We start from the raw sequence: 20270 nt of genomic DNA, 5'->3' as shown, positions 1-20270 counted from the left end.
CCTTAACATTCCAGTAAGGGCTTACAATAGACAAAGTTTATATTAAATTCTTTTCGATCCTACCTATACGAATTTCATGTTTAAGACGTCTTCTTTTAAGTCTATTTGATCTTTCTTTTTCGTAGAGATAATGAACAATAAAGTAAGAAATAGAGCCAAGAACAATCCCAAAAATCGTCATTCCAATTAATGCATGGACACCACCATGGAGTAGACCGACTAAACTATGGAAATCTCCGTGCAATAAATTTTGAAGAGAAAAATGCGTATGGTCACCTATTCTGACTTTCATTGGAAAAATGGTTTTCCCCAGCTGTCTAGCAAACGGTAAAAGAAGGACAGGGAGAAACGAGAGTTTTCCAATGATATTACCAATGATCGAAGCGGGTATTGAGCCTTTAGCCAATCGGACTATTGGTACAAACAATATATAAATAAGGGAAGCAGTTGAAATAACTAACATTTCCAAGCCAAAGCCAATTGCAAATCCCATTGCAACCTTTCTGGCTCCCCCAGGAGAACGCAGGAGTTTCGTGAAATTCAGCTTAAAAGCACGTCCAAAGCGTTGAAAAAAATTATACTTATTTTGTTTTGTGCTCATTGATGTAACCCCCTGGTGAAAACGGATAAGTTTTTTATTTTAGTGTAAATTTTCTAACTTCGAATAAATCATTACATGTTGGTCTATTCATATTCTATTTTACACTTTATTCATTAAAAATGAATTAATATTCTATTAGTTGTCGGTGAATATTATTGGAAAAAACTATACTTAGGCAGAGTTTGTGTACCTCTTTGGATCTTCCTTTTTTTCATCATTACGTCTATCATAGTTTTTATTTATCATATTACATTCATAACAATTGAAATAAGAAAAATTCAAAAACAAGGCTTCCTATCCTACTGAAAAGTATTTTTAATCAAAATTACATCAATCAGTAAAACAAATGTGGTTTTACTTATGATACATTGATTTTAGCCTTTTATTCATAACGTAGATTTATTAAGAATGAGTTGATTAAATGTTGAATGTTAAGGAAGCCACTGAACTACTCTGGAACGAAGGAATAACAAATAATGAGCAGGTCGTTATTCGTTGGATTCTTCAAGGAAAATTGAAAGCAAAACGAACTAAGAATTTGAACATTGACTACATAATTAAACCAACTGATTTAGCAGCATTCATATTGGAAAAGAAAATTGAGAAAAGAAGCAGCCAATTTGGAGTTGATTATCATCAATGGGAAAAAACATTCTATGAAAACCAGCAATTAAAAGAGGAAAACGAAGCATTAAAAAGTAAGGTTCGCATCGAACAAACCAAAGTTCGCGGCTTAAAAAGAATGTTACAAGCAGAATATGCTCTAACTGATTCCCCTCCCCTTACATACTGTGAATTATTGGGTTTAGAGCCGGATGCTGACAAAGAATTAATAAAGAAAGAGTTTAAAAAAATACTTAAAGCACTCCACCCTGATCGAGGAGGAGATGATAGACTTTTTAGAGTGTTTTATGAACATTACACTAAAACAAAGTAGAAAAGAGACAGGCCTTCTGTCTCTTTTGCATGCTAAAATCATTCATGAAAATTTGTACCGTCAGTCGTTGCTTTAACAATACCTGTGCGTATGACAAAGTCACCGAAGTGCTCGTCTTGCACTCTCTCTTTGGCGAAACGGGAAAGGAGCTGACGCATTTCACTTAGAATTTCTCCTTCACCGATGTTTTCGCGATACATTTTATTTAAACGGCTGCCGTCATGTGAGGCGCCTAAATACATGTTATATTTGCCCACTGCTTTTCCAATAAAGGCAATTTCAGCGAGAGCCGGTCGAGCACAGCCATTTGGACAGCCGGTCATGCGAATTGTGATTTCCTCTTCCCGCAATCCGTTTTCGTTGACAATTTCTTCGATCTTATCCATTAGTTCTGGCAGATATCGTTCTGATTCCGCCATCGCCAAACCGCACGTTGGAAGCGCGACGCATGCCATCGAACTTCGGCGGAGTGCGGAATGCTGTGTGCCATCGGACAAACTGTATTTTTCCATCAATTCATTAATTTTTTCCTTTTTCTGACTTGATACATTGGCAATGATTAGGTTTTGATTAGCTGTCAAACGGAAATCCCCGGTATGATTTTTTGCAATTTCCTGCAATCCCGTTTTAAGCTTGTAATTAGAAAAATCTGCTACACGACCATTTTGAATGAACAACGTATAATGCCATTTTCCTTTATTCCCTTTCATCCAACCGTAGCGATCACTGTTGTGGTCAAAATGATATGGTTTTGCTTCTTCAAGGCTCCAGCCGAGGCGGTTTTCCAGTTCAGCCTTAACTGATTCGAGGCCAAGACGGTCAATACCCTGTTATTATTATCTCACTCATGAATTGCCACTCTATTTTCCTTGCATTAACTTTGTATTCCTTGTACATTACAGGTTCCTCCCTGATAAAAAAAGAAGAGTCTACTTAGTAGAACCCTTCCTCTTATCGTTCCTAATTTTTTTAGAATTTCCCACTTAAAAAAGCGTATAATCGAATTATCTTGACTACAATGATTAATGATAGAGCTCCTATTACCAACAACCAAAATGATGGAGTTCAAAAGTGGAGAGCTCCTTTTGATATAAATGATGCTAACTTTCCTTTAATTCTTTTTCTTCACATTAATATACAATTTTCCGTCAGCTGTTTGTCTTGACTCATTGCCATAGGAATCCACCGCCTTTACCTCAATGATGGCACCGTCAGCTATCTTATCCTTCGTAGCGGTGTAATTTCCGACATAATATCCTGGTGAAACCTCCGTCATTGGAAGCTCTGTTCCATTCGTGAAGAAAGATGCTTTCAAACCAGGCTCACTTGTAAACTCAATCTTTACACTTTCGCCTTTCTTCAATTCCTTATCTTCAGAAGGTTTTACATTTTTAATCAATGGTGCCGTGTATTTCACGTCAACTTTTAGAGATTTTTCCGTCGTGTTTCCTGCCTTATCCTTGGCCAAAACCTTGATTTGATTGATTCCTTCATCCAGAATAATTCTGGCGGAATAGGTTCCATTCTCTACCTTCGCTGTTGTTCCATTAACAAGGACGAAATTTAAATAGTTATCTGCGACTGTTCCTGAAACGGTGACGGTTTCTTTATTCAATTTACTTCCATCAGTTGGCGAGCCGATCGTTAACTCCGGCGCATCGGCATCATAGGTTACATTTACAGGTGCGGATGCATCCGTCATCCCTTGTGCTGTAGACGCTTTAGCCGTTAATTGGTTCTCACCCTTCTTGAGCTTCACGTCAACAGAATATTTGCCATCATCCTTTGTATCAACAGCCGCAACTTCTACGCCTTTATTAAATATATGAACCTTTGTCTTTGGTGCAGCTTCACCTTTCACAGTTACTGTTTCAACGTTGGTGAACGCTCCATCAACAGGAGAGGAAATCGATGGTTCTGTTACTTCATAATCAACCACTGCACGAATCATATAGTTGCCTTCTGTTTTCGGGGAAGGTGTCCATTCCCCGCTTACCAACTGCCAGCTTCGATACGTATTTGGCCCATCATCATCTGTTGCCAAACCAGGAACATATGGAATGTCTGCGGCTTGGATGTAGACGATATAGAAATCGCCTTCAACAATAATTCCATGGCTGCTTAAATCTACTTGCGTCCATTGACCATTACGAAGGGCTGTAGCATCAAAAGGTCCCGCCAGTTTTTTACCTGGTGCTCCGCCCGGGCCAGAAGCATCATATACGGCTACTTTAAAGGCAGTACCACCTGGATCTGGCCACTCTCCATCCCCGAATCGGAACAAGCCACTTCTAACAAATGCTTTTTTATTCCCTTTCTCTAAGGACATTTTTACACCCCAGCCATTTCCGGCATCGTAAAATGCACGTGCATTTTCCGCAGTTCCATCGTCATAGCCAATTTCACCTGGATAACCAATGAACGGCTTAATATCGAAATTTTTCTCGATATTTCCTTTTAGTTTAATGCTTGCTTCTTGACTGTAATAATGTGGAGATACGACCTTAAGTGTATAATCACCTTCGTATGCCGTAATTGAAAAATGTCCGTTTTCATCCGTTTGGACAGGCTGAACATGTGCATCTTCTATAACATATACAGTCGCCCCAGCAACTGGCTGTCCTGATGCCTTATTCTTGATCGTTCCCGAAACAGTTCCCTTCGCTTGTTCCTGAAGTGTAAAGTTCGCTGTTGCTTCTCCGTCCTGTGCTATCGTTACTGATTTAGTTTGCGAGTGATGGCCATAGCTTTCAGCAATGACCGTAAATGTTCCTGCTGCATGTGTCATCTCAAAGCTTCCATTTGTCGGATTAGTGGCAACAGAACGACCGGATTCCACAACCGTTACTTGAGCCTGCATAGGCAATTGCATTGGTGCAAGCTTTTCAGTGCTTGCTTCCTTTTTCACCTTAGGCATCATCATAGTTAACTTATCCGGATTGACCTTTTCTTTTTTAACAGAAGCTGCTGCAGACTCATCATTTTCAGTTGTGACGTCCACCTCTGCTTTTTGTGATGCAGCAAGTGGTGCATTTGTTAAACGAACATCATCAATATACCAGCCTTGCTTTGTCACACCGCCATCAGTTGTGATGTTGAAAGCTACATAAATTCTTTGGCCAGCATATTCACTTAAATTCACTTCACCGTCAATCCAGCCATTTGATAGATTATTGACTCGAAGCTTTTGAACCCAGTTCACAGCATCTGTTGAGACATATACATGGCCATAATCATAGTTTCTTTCTAAATCATACCATTGTTTAAATTGGAGGTAGCTGTTACCTGCAGGTAAATCAATTGGCGGCATTTGTAAGGATGCATTTGAACTGTTCGCATAGTTTCCGCTAAGATTGGTCGCATAAACTTTTTCACCTGAGAAAGCTGCATTAGGACCGTTAGTTGGCTTACTCCACTGCCATGAATCATTAGCACCATAAGAAGTCCATCCATCAGGTTTAGTTTCAAAATCGGCAACATAGCCTACTGTAATCCCTGGAAGAACAGTGACCCTATGTTCACTAACAGATTCATTTCCACCGAAATCAAGAGCTTTCCACTTATATACGAAAGCATTGCCTGAAATATCTGCACCAGGAATATTCACGCGGTACGTTCCATTTTTGTAATCGCCGCTATTTCGCTGTGCAGCAACAGTAGTCCATGAACCATCTTGCTTTTGATATTGGAGCGAAACATTTGTTACACTAATATTATCGGCAGCGGAAGCTTCTAACGTTAACGGCATACCTGCAAACACCGCGCCAGGTTGGGAATGTGTTAACACCGGTGCTTCACTGTCGGTCCCTTCTTTCATTACCTGGCCTTTAATTTTCCCTAAACCAGAAACAACAGCAGATACGGCATCAAATACATTCAATAATCCTGAGCCATAACCGTTATTTGGTGATGTTGGATATTTGTTGTCAGTTAAAGGAATGGCTGTTGTTTGTAAAATTCTTTCTAGTTCATCAACTGTTAAGCTTGAATTTGCTTGCTTAAGTAAGGCAATGGCTGCTGAAACGTGCGGACCAGCCATCGAGGTTCCATTCCATCCGCCTTCATAGCTGCCACCAGGGACAGCAGAACGAATATTGACACCTGGTGCTGAAAGTTCCGGTTTGATTTCCCCATATGGAGAAGGCCCAAGTAAGGAAAAGCCTCCAAGTTTGTTGTTAATATCAGTGGCCCCTGTAGCGACTGCTTCTGGGTAGTTTGCCGGATTAGCTACAGACCCAGGGCCGCCAGGATTACCTAAGTTTGTATTTCCTGCAGAGAATTCCGGGAAGATTTCTGCCGCTCTCCACGCCTGAACCATCGGACGGTACCACTCATCTAGCCCAGGACCACCGCCCCATGAATTATTGATAACATCTGGTGCCTTGTCAGGATTTCCACCTGGGGCCATCATCCATTCACCAGCTTCTAATAAATCTGCATCTGTACCACCATCTGGCGTGAATGCCTTTACCGCAATCCACTTTGCACCTGGTGCGACACCGATGATATTTGAACCATTCGGCTCTGAACCAACCATAGTTCCTGTTGAATGTGTTCCATGCCCGTGATCATCATATGGTGTAGTTTGACCACTAGTTGCGTCAAACCAGCTATACGTATTATCCGCTTGTCCTGTTTCCTTATTAAAACCACGATATTTTTCCTTTAATGCCGGGTGATCCCATTGCACTCCGGTATCAATCGAGCCAATGACAACTCCGCTTCCATCGATTCCCATTTCCCAAACTGCAGGGGCACCTACACGTTCAATATTCCATTCGATCGAATTGGTTCCTGCTGCCGGTTCTTGTACAGCTGTACCTGCGGATTTTTCCGGAACGAACAATTGTCTTGTTTCGTTAGGGAGGATTTTTTCAACCTCTAGAAATGCCGCTGCTTTTTCCATTACCTCTTGCGTTGCTGTAACCGCAATCGCATTCACTATATAGTAGGAATGAACACCCTTAGCCTTTCCAGCCTTCACTTGCTCCTCGAGAAACGCTAACACGTCAAACTGTGTTTCTTTTGCCGTTGCTTTTAACTCGGAAACAATTGTGTTTCGCTTTAATGATTTTGTTTTTGCAGGTGTCGCCTTTTGCAGCTTGGCTTTATCCTCAGCTGCCTTGGCAACTTTAGCAGAATCCACCTGCTCTTTCATTTTGATGAGAAAGGTAACTTTTTCTTGGTCTTCAAATTGCTTGTACAACGAATTCGTTACTTTTTGCTTTGGTGTTTGTAGCTCATCCTTGGCTGAAACACTTACTCCTTTTGTAGCAGCGTCAGCATTCATTTGCGGTTGCAGGAGCAACGGCAATACTAGAATGGCTGTAAGTAGAATCGATAACCATCGGCGTTGTTTTCTTTTCATCCTCTAACCCCCCTAAGTATTTTCCTTCATCAATGAATCTACTACTCTCCTTTCTGGTGCACACTATATGTAAATAACTAAGTGCTACTTTAAAAATAGCCCTTTAAAAATGGCTTTTGTGTCAAATTTCGTCATATAAAATAGAATATTCAGAAATTGGTAGTTTAGTTGTTATTGGGAAAATTAGAAAATTAGTCCAAAATGAGGTCGACAGTGCTTGTTTCATATTTAAGCTAAATCCTTTTGACTAGGTTCATCATCTTTTTCGAGGATGATGTTCTATTTCTTTCTAAAAACAATTCGATGGTCCTATTTTAATTGATACATAGAATGGACAAATACTCACATTCAGTAATTTAATAGTTTTATTTTCCCCACTCCTCATCGTAGACGCAAAGCCGTTCCACGCCACCATCTGCTATGGAGTTACAATTCATTCAAAGAACCAACCTACCATAATTAAGACGGTGTAAGCAGCGCTAAGCGGAGCTTCACCAATTTGTATTCGAAAATGTTTATTTTTTCTAAGATTGGATATTCTGAGTCGTTTTTGCGATCCTTCCTCCCTGTTCCATGACTAGTTCCTCCTATGAGTTTAAGATGTGGTTTTCGAGAGAAAATATTTATAAACATATGGAAGTCTCGCGTTTAACATCCCTTTATTGTTAGTTTTCGAGAAAGTTCTTTGAAATGGTTCTAAAAAATTGTAAAGGGCATTCATTAGTTCCTTTTCATCCTTATTTGTGCATAAAAAACCATACTCAGACATTTTATTCGTTATTTATCTTCATAAATTATCTGCCATTTTTCTTTCTTCTTTCCAGTTTATTAGAGTGTTTACAATCATTCAAACAAACTTAAATCAACAGAGTCGAATCCGTGGAGTAGATATAATTATTCATAATTGAGTGTACAAACAAGAATTATCTCTTGAGTATATAATGGTAGTAAATTACTATTAGAGTCAGTAGTAAACTTTCCTCTTTAGAAAACTAAAAAATATTTATTCTTAGGTTTATATATACTAAAGAGAAAGAAGTTAATAAGTTATGATAGGGGAAAACAGGTGAAGATACGTGCAGCTTATTTAGAAGATTTGCTTTATTCTTATGATTTAAAAGAAATACTGGAATATCTCCCGACAGAGTTAAGGATCAAAATAGGTAAGTTTGTCAAATCCAAAGATGCTTGGCGTTCACTTGTCGCGCAATTACTAATTCGCACTTCAATCATGGAAACCTTTAGAGTGAGACCTAATGAGTTTCTTCTAACAACAAATAAATATGGGAAGCCTTTTTGGGAACAAAATCCAGATTATTACTTTAATGTGTCTCATTCTGGTGATTGGATTGTTTGTGTCACCGCACCTTGTCCAGTGGGAATAGATATTGAAAAAATTGAGGATATAGATATTAGCATATCAGAAAAGATTTTCTCTAAACTGGAGGTTGCTACGTTGAATTCTCTACCTGCAGAAGAAAGGAATCTCTTCTTTTATGATTTATGGACACTAAAAGAAAGCTATATAAAAGCTATTGGAAAAGGGTTATACCATCCATTAGATACCTTTTCTATCATAAAGAGCGAAGGAAGGATTTCTTTAGTTGACAATGGGAATGAATGGTATTTTCAGCAATATAGTATAGATTCGCAATATAAAATGTCTGTTTGTTCACAAAAGAATGATTTTTCCAAAAAGGTCGACATAACTCCTGGCGTTAAAGTAGTTGAGAATTATCTTCATAGGTGCAAACTTGAGGAAATAACTCAAAAGTCTCAAACCCAAATTTTACGAACATAAATATACTTAATCCTGTTCACACAAAGCTCAGCAATTTTCAGCCTATATTCCTTAAAAATAGTTTCTATTAATTCTCTCTTGTCTTTCCAATTATTATGTTAGATTTTGTGTATTCAACAATACCATGTCATTCTTTGAATCGTCATATGCCAAATAAATATAAATCGGCATTTCCACTCCATACTTCGGGCATTTCCGTTTGAAATTTCCAGAAATCAGAAATAGACCGCCCTAATGGTAACGGTCTATTTCTGATCGATTCGTCCTCTAGGTAAGCACCCATTCTCTCATTCGCATGTGTCCAATAATGGGAGGTCAGCCCGCAACTCTTCACACTTACCCACTGATTGTATACCTTTTAATCTTTTCATCGGCTATTTCTTGTAATTTATCCTTATCTTTAATAATAATTTCGCCTGGAGTTGCATCTTCAAGGATATCATCCATTTCACTCAACGGTTTATACCTAATCCCTATTAAGCCCCAGACAAATAATACTGCTCCAGCAATTAACAGACTAAGTCTCATTTCGCGGCCTGCACCTGTGCCTAAAATCATGTTTACGATTGGTGAATCAAATACACTAGATGTCAGTACAGACGCGAATACATCATCGGCTAATATAGCTGCGACAATATAGCTGATCGGTGCTAATAGAGCCACCAGCATACGGTTCACAGCAAATACACGTCCTTGCAATTCCAGTCCAACCTTAACCTGTATCAATGACTGCCAATGAATATTTGTAATGGTTATAGCCAAAGAGGATCCGAACAAAGCAATAGCCGCAAAAATAGGTAGCGGTCGTATTCCTGCAATCATAATTGAAATTGCTAACGGAATTACAAAACCAACCATCCCTTTTGCTCTTTTACTCATACCACCAGTTATTAACATAGCTATAGCTCCGCAGAGAACTCCAATTCCTGAAAATGCATTAATAATCCCCAACATTGATGAATTCGTGAAGGAAAGGATGAGCGGTGTCATTGTAACCAGAAAAATACTCAGTAAAAAGTTGACTACAACAAAAAATACAACCATTGCAACCAAACTTTTTCTTTTCACGATAAAATTCCAGCCACCCATTAACTCCTTGCGAATAGGTTCCTCTAATCTTGTAAACATGGTATCCGGAAATCTCAAAAAGAGCAAAACTACCACGGAAACTGCGAATGTTACAAAATCAATGAGTACAAGCCCCTCAAAACTTATAGAATCTATAAATACGCCACCGCAGATTGGTGCCAGTATACCTCCTATCGCAACGGAAAATTGAGAAACACTATTTGCCTGTGGCAGGTACATCTTTGGAGTAATCTGCGTAATTGCTGCCATATACGCTGGTTGCCTGAAGCAGTTTGCAACAGATGTAATGATTGTAAATACATATACTTGCCAAATTTGAAGCTCATTACCATATAACAATATAAGCAAACTTAAGGAGCATATTGCTAAAACCAAATCACTGATAATTAGAATTACACGTCTGTCAAACCTGTCTACAATGGCACCTGAAAACGGAAGAACCAAAATAGTAGGAAGCATTCCCAAGAGAAACATTATGGCAAATTCCGATAGTGCCTGGGTTTGATTGAAGATCCATATACCCGTTGCGAACGTAGATAAGATTGTGCCTATTTCAGAAATTATCTGCACTAAGGCAACCATCAAAAATAAATTCATACTTGGAACTACTTGCTTTTTCGCAAGTGCTTTCAAACTTACTATTTTTTCTTTGCTTTCATTCGTTTTCTTGGTTTCATTCGTTTTCTTGGTTTCATTCGTTTTCTTGGTTTCAGATACCTTAGAAGAACGCTCCTTCCATACGTCAACCTTCTCTTTAATAATCTCAACTAGCTCCGCTACTTGGTTTTTAAAGAAAAAATGTCCTGCATGCTTGATTGTTTTTAAATCCACATTTTCACTAAAGTGCCCCCATTCCTTATATCTTTCCTGATAAAATTCCGTAGCCCTATCGCCCTCTCCAATGACGCATGTGATTGGAGCATTAAATTTCGTATTTTTCTTGCTGTTATAGTGCTTTGTATACCATTTTACACATTCCTTTGCATCATGCTTCAAATTCCTAAGAACAAATTCTGTTTCATCAGGACTAAATTCACTATTTAAACCTCCAATCATTTTCAACATGTCTCGATTGCCCTTGTCCGTCAACTGAGTGGGGAATATTTTCTCCCACATGTTGAAAAACATATTGGAAATACGTGGTGTCGGGAACATAGCCCCAACAAAAACCCCATCAACCTGAATGCCTGCCTCTTCCAGTTTAGGAGCAAGAAGTACCGACATGGTGGCACCCAGACAATGTCCATAAAGAACTACAGGCCCCTTAACCTTTTGTATGATTTCCTCTAAGCAACGAGCTGCGCTCTCCTCAATAGAAACCAATTCTTCATCGGGGCAACTGTAGTCATGGCCTGGAAGCTCAACAGCATAAAGCGAATAATTCTTCGGTAGGGAATTGGCTAAAGGTTGATAAGATATCGCGCTACCTCCCCCGTAAGGAAAGCAAATGAGTGATACAACTTTATTTTTTTCATCAACAGGTTTTGTAAGCTCATGCAGCATAGTTCTATTATTTGCTACATCTTTTGATAAATAAGCTACCAATTCACGAACCGTTGAATTCTTAAAGAGCTCCATTACCCCTAAGTTGTTGCTAATGCTTCTTACCAGCTTAATGGCTTTAAAAGAATCTCCACCTAAATCAAAGAAATCGTCATCAATGCCTATTTTCTCAATTCCTAGTATGTTGGCCCAAATTTCAGCCATTTCAATTTCTTCTTTGTTCCTTGGTGCGATAAAGCCTTCATCCGAATCTCTTTGCAGGATATCAGGTTCAGGAAGTGCAAAACGGTCAACCTTACCATTGGTAGTCAACGGTATAGACTCAAGCTGAACAAATTTAGCCGGAACCATGTATTGGGGAAGTTGTTTCTTTACGTATTCCTTTAATCCCGCTTCACTATATTTCTCATCACTGTTTGTCTTTGGAACAATGTACGCAAATATTCTGTTTTCACCCGCGCTATCCTCGCGAACTAGTACGACTGAGTCTTGAACTGAAGGGTGTCTCTTGATCGTAGCCTCAATCTCCCCTATTTCAATGCGGTAGCCTCTGATTTTTACCTGATGGTCTATACGGCCTATAAATTCTATGTTCCCATCGTCCCCCCATTTTACAAGGTCTCCTGTCTTATACATCCTTTCCCCTGGGGCAAATGGATTTGCTACAAATTTTTCTTCTGTCATCTCCGGGTTATTGAGATAACCTCTTGCCAGTCCGTCCCCTGCTATACATAGTTCTCCTGATACCCCTACCGGCTGAAGATTATTATCTTTGTCCAAGACGTATACACGATAATTGACTAACGGACGACCAATAGGAATAGTGTTTAACAGATCTAGACGCTCACGGTCAATCAAGAAGGCTGTCGTGTCAACGCAGCATTCGGTTGGCCCGTATATATTGGTTATCTCAGGCTTTCTCTCACCGCAAAGTGTGAATAAGTCTTTAACTGTTTTAACGGTTAATTCTTCTCCGCCAAATATAAAATGCTTGACGGTCATATCCTTTATTTTTTCTCTGTTATCACTCAATATCAATTTAAGATGAGACGGCGTTCCATCTGAAACATCTATTGAGTTATCAATGTAGTATTCTACAAGTTTTTCCCCTATAGTTCTGTACTCTTCCGGGATAATATGCAGGCAGTCACCTCTCAACAAACTGGCAAATATCTGCTTGACTGAAGCATCAAAAACATATTGTGCAACCAAAGCTACATGTAATGGCCCGGTATATCGATCATAAATTATTTTACCTAGCCCTGTAACAAGGTTAATAACGTTTCTATGCTGGATCATAACTCCTTTTGGCTTGCCCGTTGAACCAGAGGTATAGATTACATAGACAAGATCATTGGGATTGTTTACTATTTCTAAATTAGTTTTATTGCCTTGATATAGTTGTTCGTCTTCTAAATCTAATTCAATTCCATCAAACTGTATCGTATGCACCAGATGTTTTTGTGTCAGCAACAGGGTAGTTTTACTATCCTCCAGCATATATTTTATCCTGTCATTCGGATATTCCGGAGAAATTGGCAAATAGGCTCCCCCAGCCTTTATTATTCCCATGATTCCAACCATCATCTCAACTGATCTATCCACCATTATTCCGACGATTGTGTCTGCCTTTACACCTTTACCTCTTAACACTCCTGCCAATTGATTTGCTTTCTCATTTAGTTCCCTATAGGTTAATTTCCTATCTTCATATACTACTGCTATATTGTCCGGTGTCTTTTTTACTTGTTCCTCAAAGACTTCGCAGATGGTTTTATCCATGGGATATTGTGTTTTCGTGTTATTGAAATCGACTACTATTTCCTTCTTCTCTTCCTCTGAAAGCATCTCTATTTTGCATAGCTGTATTTCCGGATTCTCTGTTACTGCCTTTACTATATTCTTAAAATGCTTAATCATTCGTTCTATGGTTTCTCTCTTAAACAGCTTGGTACAATACTCTAACTCAAAGCGTATTTCCTCCCCTTTTTCTTCTGCTCCTAATGTTATATCAAACTTGGAAACGCCTCTTTCAAATTGAAGCTGTTTAATTCTTGACTCATCAAGCTCAATTTCTTTAGCATCCGTATTCTGTAGCACAAACATCGTGTCAAATAATGGATTTCTACTTAAATCTTTTCGTAGATTTAGATTTTCCACCAATCGATCAAATTGATAATTTTGATTTTCATATGCGCATAAGGCATTTTTCTTTACTTCCTGTAGAAATCCAGCAAAAGTTTTCGTTCTTCCAGGATAGTTTCTCATGGCAAGAGTGTTTACGAACATTCCTACCATATGTTGCAGATCAGCATGCGGTCTACCCGATATCGGTGAACCTACTACGATATCTTCTTGTCCGCTATACTTTGAAAGCAATACATTGTAGGCTGACAGTAACGTCATATACAAGGTTACTTCCTTAGTCTTGCATATGTTCTTTAGCTTTTCTGTTACATGCTTGTCCAGACTGAATCCTATGCTATCCCCTTCAAAACTCTGAAAACTCGGTCTCGGATAATCAATTGGCAAATTCAATACAGGTATTTCATCGCTGAATATCTTTATCCAATATTCTTCTTGTTTTTTCATAGCCTCGGATTCTATCATTTTATGTTCCCAGGCAGAATAATCCTTATACTGTACTTTCAGCTCTTCTAAATCATCACCTTTATACAGCTTCGTGAATTCCTCCAAAATAATGCCCATGGAAGTACCGTCAGATATGATGTGATGCATATCAATCATTACAACATGCTTCTCTGTTGCAAGCTTAATAAGCTTCACCCTTAGCAGGGGAGCTTTTGCTAAATCAAAAGGTTTTACGAATTTTTCCGCCTCAGAGGTGACCATCTCTTCAGAGTCTGTGTTTCTCTCTTCGTACTCCACTCTAAATTCAACAGCTTCATGAATTTTCTGCTTTATTTCTCCATCTTCCACTTCAAAGCAGGTTCTGAAGGATTCATGTCTTTGCACAAGCTTGGCAAAGCTTTCCGATAGCTTATCTTTATCCAGTTTGCCTTCGAAAACCAATACATACGGGATATTGTAACTGATTTCTTCCTTCGAGAACTGATGTAAGGCAAACAATCTCTTTTGAGACGAGGATACCTCATAGAGTTCCCTCTCTTCTACAGCTTCTATCGGTGAATATTCAGCTTCCTTGGTATTTCCTATATATTCTGCCAGCTCTCTTACCGTTGGGTTTTTAAATGTTTCATCTACAGATATTTCAGCCAGTAAGTCTCTTTGTACAATTGCTGCCATTTTTATGGCCTTTAATGAATGTCCTCCCAAGATAAAGAAGTTGTCATTTATTCCCACTTTCTCTACCCCAAGCACTTCCTGCCATACCTTCGCCAATTTCTCTTCTATTTCGTTTCTTGGTGCTTCATATTCTGTCCCTTTTTCCATGCTTCCATCAGGTTCGGGTAACGCATTCCTGTCAACCTTACCGTTTGGTGTCAACGGAAATCTGTCTAATTGTACAAAGTATGGCGGTATCATGTAGTCCGGCAATACCTTCGATAAATATTCTCTTAGCTCGCCTACCGTTAGTTCTTTGTCTCCTACTATGTAGGCACATAGGTACTTGCTTCCGCCTTCTCCTCTTGCTACTACTACTGCTTCCTTTACGTTTGGATAGCAAAGCAGCTGGTTTTCTATCTCTCCCAGTTCGATCCTGAAGCCCCGTATCTTTACCTGGTGATCTATCCTCCCCAGGTATTCTACGTTGCCATCAGGCAGCCATCTTGCCAGATCTCCTGTTCTGTACATTCTTGTTCCCGGTACAAAGGGGTTAGGCACAAACCTCTCAGCTGTCAACTCCGGTTTGTTTATATACCCTGTACCTAAACTATCACCAGCTATACACAGTTCTCCTGGTTGTCCAACTGTAAGCAACTGATAATCTTTATTGACAATATACAGCTTTACGTTATCAATTGGTTTACCTATCGGTACTACTTCTATATTTTTTATCTGTTCATTCGGTATTCTGTAGTATGTCGCTATATCCGTACACTCTGTCGGGCCATAGGTGTTTACTATCTCCGCGTGATAGTATGGTGTATCTATCCAGCTTAACAATTTAGGGATGTTTATTGGTTCACCGCCTAAAAATACCCACTTCAAATGCCTTAATTCATGATAGTCTGATGATGTATCAACGACTAACTGAAATGCACTAGGAGTACAATTCACGATCGTGATTTTTTGCTCGTCCATCAGTGTAAGAACATTTTTATAGCTGTAAATCTTTTCTGGAAGCACGATCAGCCTCCCCCCTTTTATGAGGGACGCGTAAAGATTCTTTTGAGCTAAATCGAAACCTACAGGTGCTATTAAGAGGATGTTGTCGCTTTCATTTATTTCAAAATCCCTTGTAAACCAGTTCATAAGGTTAGTAAAAGAATCGGCTCTTACCGTGGCTCCCTTTGGGTTCCCAGTAGAACCTGAGGTATAGATAAGGTACATCTGTCTATCCGAACGATACTTGAGATTCAAATTACCTACGGATTCTTCGGACGTTTCCAGAGTTTTTTCTATCCCTACTACTTTTATACCCAATCCTTCCGTCTGCTTACTGTAGCTTTCCTGTGTCAACAAAATGCCTGCACCGCTATCCTGTAGCATATATTCAATTCTATCTGTTGGGTATTGCGTATCTATAGGCAGATATGTTCCTCCGGCCTTCAACACTCCAAGTATACCTATGAGAAGTTCAGCAGATCTGGAAATTAAAATACCTACTGTCTTATTCTCCTCTATTCCCTCATTTCTCAAAGTTCTTGCAACCTGATTCGCCTTGCTGTTTAGCTCCCTGTAAGTAAGTTCCTTATCTTCATATACTATTGCTACATTATCCGGTGTCCTTTCAACTTGCTCCTCAAACAACTCATGAATAGATTTGCTCCTTGGATATTCTGCAAAGGTGTCATTGAATTCATGCAGTAGCTTATGTCTCTCTTCCTCTGCAAGCATGTCTATTTCACATAATTTTATTTCCGGATTCTCTGTTACTACCTTTATTATGTTGATATAATGTTGAATTGCTCTTTCTATGGTTTCTCTCTTAAATAGCTTGGTGCAATATTCTAAATTAAATTTTATTTCTTCCCCTACTTCTTCTGCTTCCAAAGTCATATCAAACTTGGATACTTTACCTTTATACGCATATTCTCTTATGCTTATATTTTCAAGTTCAATTTCTTTCGTATCCGTATTCTGTAGCACAAGCATCGTATCAAACAACGGATTCCTGCTTACATCTTTTCTTAGATTTAGTGCTTCCACCAATCTATCAAACGGATAATTCTGATTTTCATATGCACGTAATGCATTTTTCTTTACTTCTCCTAGAAATTCAGCAAAACTTTTCTTTCCTACAGGATAGTTTCTCATAGCCAAGGTATTTACAAACATACCCACTACTCCCTGCAAATCATCATGGGATCTGCCTGCTGTCGCTGAACCCACGACTACATCTTCCTGTCCACTGTATTTGGCTAACAATATATTGTAGGTAGATAATAAAGTCATGTACAAGGTTGCTCCGTTATCCTTACCTACTTTCTTCAGCTTTTCTGTTAGTCTCTTGTCTAGTCTAAAGCCGATACTGTCCCCTTCAAAGCTTTGAAGAGCTGGCCTTTGATAATCCATTGGTAAATCTAGTACTGGTATGCCATCACTGAATATCTCTGTCCAATATTTTTCATGTTTTTTCATTGCCTCGGATTCCAGCATTTTATTTTCCCAGGCAGAATAATCCTTATACTGTACGCTTAGCTCTTCTAAGCTTTCACCTTTATACAGCTTTGTGAATTCCTCCATAAAAATACCCATGGAAGTACCGTCTGATATGATGTGGTGCATATCAAAAATTAAGATATGCTTCTCTGCTGCAAGCCTAATAAGCTTCACCCTTAAAAGGGGCGCTTTTGATAAATCAAAGGGTTTTACGAATTTCTCTACTTCACACTTAATTATTTCTTCTGAATCTGTGTTTATTTCTTCGTATTCCACCTTATATTCAACAGTTTGATGGATTCTCTGCATGATTTCTCCAGCTTCCAATTCAAAGGAAGTTCTGAAGGCTTCATGTCTTTGGACAAGCTTTCTCAAGGCTTCTTCAACTTTATTTCTTTCCAGCCCGCCTTCTAAAAGCAATACGAAGGGTAGATTATAATTGGTCTCCTGTTTTGAAAACTGATGTAGGGCAAACATTCTTTTTTGAGCCGAGGATACTTCATACAGTTCCTTTTCTTCTACAATTTCTATGGGTGAATATACAGCTTCTTTCGTTTTCCCTATATATTCTCCCAACTCTCTTACAGTCAGATGGCTAAATATTTCACCTACAGATATATCAGCATTTAGCTCTCTTTGTAGCATTAACACAATTTTTATAGCCTTTAATGAATGTCCTCCTAAAGTGAAGAAGTCATCATTTATTCCGATCCTGTCTACTTCTAATACTTCATTCCATATTTTCACAAGCTTTTCTTCTACTTCATTTCTTGGAGCGATATATTCCACTCCTGTATCGATTTCTCCGTCCCGATCTGGCAGTGCCCTTCTATTTATCTTGCCATTGGGTGTTACAGGCATTTTTTCTATTTGCATAAAATATGTCGGTATCATATAGTTCGGTAAGCTTTGAGACAGGTTTTTCCTTAACTCTGGTACTGTTATCTCTTCTTCGGATACAATATAGGCACATAAGTACTTATTTCCTTGTCCATCCTGTTTATCCAGCACAACTGCCTGCTTAATTCCTTCATATTTCAGTAACTGACTTTCGATTTCTCCAAGCTCGATTCTATAGCCCCTTATTTTTACCTGGCTATCTATCCTGCCCAGGAATTCTATGTTTCCATCGGTCAGCCATCTTCCTAAATCTCCTGTTTTATATATATATGTGCCTGATTCAAAAGGATTTTCTATGAATTTTTCCTTACTTAAATCTTCATTATTTAAATATCCCCTTGAAATACCGCTACCTGATAAACATATCTCTCCTGGAACGCCTATTGGCTGAAGATTATTATTTTTATCAACAATATATATCTTTGTGTTACTAATTGGTCTTCCAATTGGTATATTTTCATATTCCTGATCTATCTTAAAGCTTGTCGATACAACAGTATACTCTGTCGGGCCATAGTTATTGTATATCCCATAGTTCTTATTCTCTGTATATCTGAGCGTATCAGCTCCCGTTAATAATCTCCGTAACGAATTATTTTCCAATCTTATAAATTGTTCAAAAACTTGAGTCGGCATGAAGCCTATTGATATTTCGTTCTCCTCAAAGTATCTATTTAACTTATTGACATCAAGTTTCAATTCGTCACTGATGATATGTATGGAAGCACCAGATATAAGATACGGGAATATCTCCCATACAGAAGCATCAAACCCGACTCCTGCGTATTTTGCTGCTTTATCAGATTCATCTACTTCATAATAATTGTTATGCCAAAAGCACAAATTTACTAAGCTAGTATGTTCTACCATAACTCCCTTAGGCTTTCCTGTAGATCCGGAGGTATATATCACATAGGCTAATGCATTTGAGCTATTTACACTTTGTAGATTATCTCCTTCCGTTGAATATTCTTCTTCATTGTTCAGGTCGATTATTTCTCCCCTAAAATCTATTTCCAACAAATCCTTTTGTGCAAGTAATATGCTTGTTCTGCTGTCTTCAAGCATATAATGTATCCTTTCCTTAGGATAATTGGTGTCTATAGGCAGGTATCCTCCACCCGCTTTTAGCGTTGCCATTATTCCGATCAGCATTTCTATCGATGGCTCTGCCATTATTCCTACAATGCTGTCCGGCTCTACACCTTTATACCGCAGCACCCTTGCAAATTGATTCGCTTTCTCATTCAGTTCTCTATAGGTTAATTTCTTATCTTCATAAACTACTGCTATGTTATCCGGTGTCCTTTCAACTTGCTCCTCAAATAACGCAGATATTGTTTTATCTTTGGGAAATTCTGCCTTGGTGTCATTGAAATCTACTAAAATCTTCTTCTTTTCTACATCTGAAAGCATGTCTATTTCGCACAGTTTAATTTCCGGATTTTCTGTTACTACTTTTAATATATTGATAAAATGTTCATAAAATTTTTCAATTTCATTGTTATCGAAAAGGCTTTCGTTAAATTCGATTCTCCCATTTATACCTTGCGAAATTTCACTAAATCTAATCCAAATACCAAACTTAAGTTCTTTTAACAAAGGAATTTCCTTCAGCATAGTCACAGTATCAAAGATAACATTGTGATAATTGTCTGCTTTATTAAAACGACCCGAAAATTCAGAAAACTGAACGTTTGCTTCCTCACTTGCACTTCTATAAGTTCCATTTTCATTTATCGCATTCTTAATAAAAGCATATCTGTATTGATTACTAGTATTCTCAGTTGAAACTATATTTTCAATAATATTTTCTTCTTCACGGGTATACTTAAACAATAAAATTGTAAATGCAGTAAACAAAAGGGTGTTCACTGAATTCTTATCTTTTTCGGCAATTGCTTTAATTCTGTTTGTAAGCGAAGTATTAATCGTAAAATTCATACTTCCTGGAGAGAACTCTATCTCTGTACTATTCTCAATGTAACTTCCTAAAGTAATACCTTCACTTAAAAATCTTTTCACTGATGTTTCACCCATCCCATACATTTTATTTCAACATACAGATAATCTTTATTCTGCCTATTTCTATAAAATATGCACACAATAGCATATTTTATAGAGTATATTTCACTTCTTCATACCAGTTGCTCAATGGTGCTATTAGCTCGATAGCCCGTTTATCCCATCTTATCCTTATTTTGTCCACCTCCCATCTTTACTCATTAATAAACGCTTGGTAAAAAAATGCATTTACATTAATTCAACACAAATTTTCAAAATCCTTCTATTTTAGTAATTAAACGACATAAAACTACAATGC

Annotated in this window: 5 protein-coding genes and 1 pseudogene; 2 read left to right on the top strand and 4 right to left on the bottom strand. The window is 38.3% G+C overall.

The window, feature by feature from the left end; translation table 11 throughout:
• Positions 1-37 precede the first annotated feature (37 nt).
• Positions 38-601, bottom strand: coding sequence for a DUF2062 domain-containing protein (locus QNH20_RS11990; RefSeq protein ID WP_283923106.1), 564 nt, complete (start codon positions 599-601; stop codon positions 38-40).
• A 421-nt stretch (positions 602-1022) separates the two neighbouring features.
• Here QNH20_RS11990 and QNH20_RS11985 point away from each other — a divergent pair, with 421 nt between their 5' ends.
• Positions 1023-1538 carry a J domain-containing protein gene (locus tag QNH20_RS11985; protein WP_283923105.1) on the top strand — a complete coding sequence of 172 codons (516 nt, stop codon included), beginning with the start codon at positions 1023-1025 and terminating at the stop codon, positions 1536-1538.
• Between the two features lie 38 nt (positions 1539-1576).
• On the opposite strand, the pseudogene QNH20_RS11980 reads toward QNH20_RS11985, so the two are convergent.
• Both QNH20_RS11980 and QNH20_RS11975 read right to left on the bottom strand, forming a co-directional pair.
• Positions 1577-2362: pseudogene (locus tag QNH20_RS11980) on the bottom strand (assimilatory sulfite reductase (NADPH) hemoprotein subunit); the annotation flags it as partial.
• 287 nt (positions 2363-2649) lie between these two features.
• A complete protein-coding gene (locus QNH20_RS11975; protein ID WP_283923104.1) occupies positions 2650-6906 on the bottom strand; it encodes a S8 family serine peptidase in 4257 nt (1418 codons plus the stop codon).
• A 1066-nt stretch (positions 6907-7972) separates the two neighbouring features.
• Here QNH20_RS11975 and QNH20_RS11970 point away from each other — a divergent pair.
• Positions 7973-8707, top strand: a complete 735-nt coding sequence (locus tag QNH20_RS11970; RefSeq protein WP_283923103.1) for a 4'-phosphopantetheinyl transferase family protein — start codon at positions 7973-7975, stop codon at positions 8705-8707.
• Between the two features lie 336 nt (positions 8708-9043).
• Here QNH20_RS11970 and QNH20_RS11965 read toward each other — a convergent pair whose 3' ends face one another.
• The gene (locus QNH20_RS11965) at positions 9044-19972 is read right to left on the bottom strand and encodes a non-ribosomal peptide synthetase (protein ID WP_283923102.1); all 10929 of its coding nucleotides are present in this window, start codon (positions 19970-19972) and stop codon (positions 9044-9046) included.
• Positions 19973-20270: the final 298 nt, after the last annotated feature.

The sequence above is a fragment of the Neobacillus sp. WH10 genome (assembly GCF_030123405.1).
GTDB lineage: Bacteria > Bacillota > Bacilli > Bacillales > Cytobacillaceae > Neobacillus.
Note: the sequence above shows the minus strand (reverse complement) of the source record. Positions and strands in the feature narration are given on the sequence as shown.

Excerpts from the sequence above, each read along its gene's own strand:
- QNH20_RS11985 (WP_283923105.1), top strand. The coding sequence starts at position 1,023 with ATGTTGAATGTTAAGGAAGCCACTGAACTACTCTGGAACGAAGGAATA.
- QNH20_RS11990 (WP_283923106.1), bottom strand. The coding sequence starts at position 601 with ATGAGCACAAAACAAAATAAGTATAATTTTTTTCAACGCTTTGGACGT.
- QNH20_RS11975 (WP_283923104.1), bottom strand. The coding sequence starts at position 6,906 with ATGAAAAGAAAACAACGCCGATGGTTATCGATTCTACTTACAGCCATT.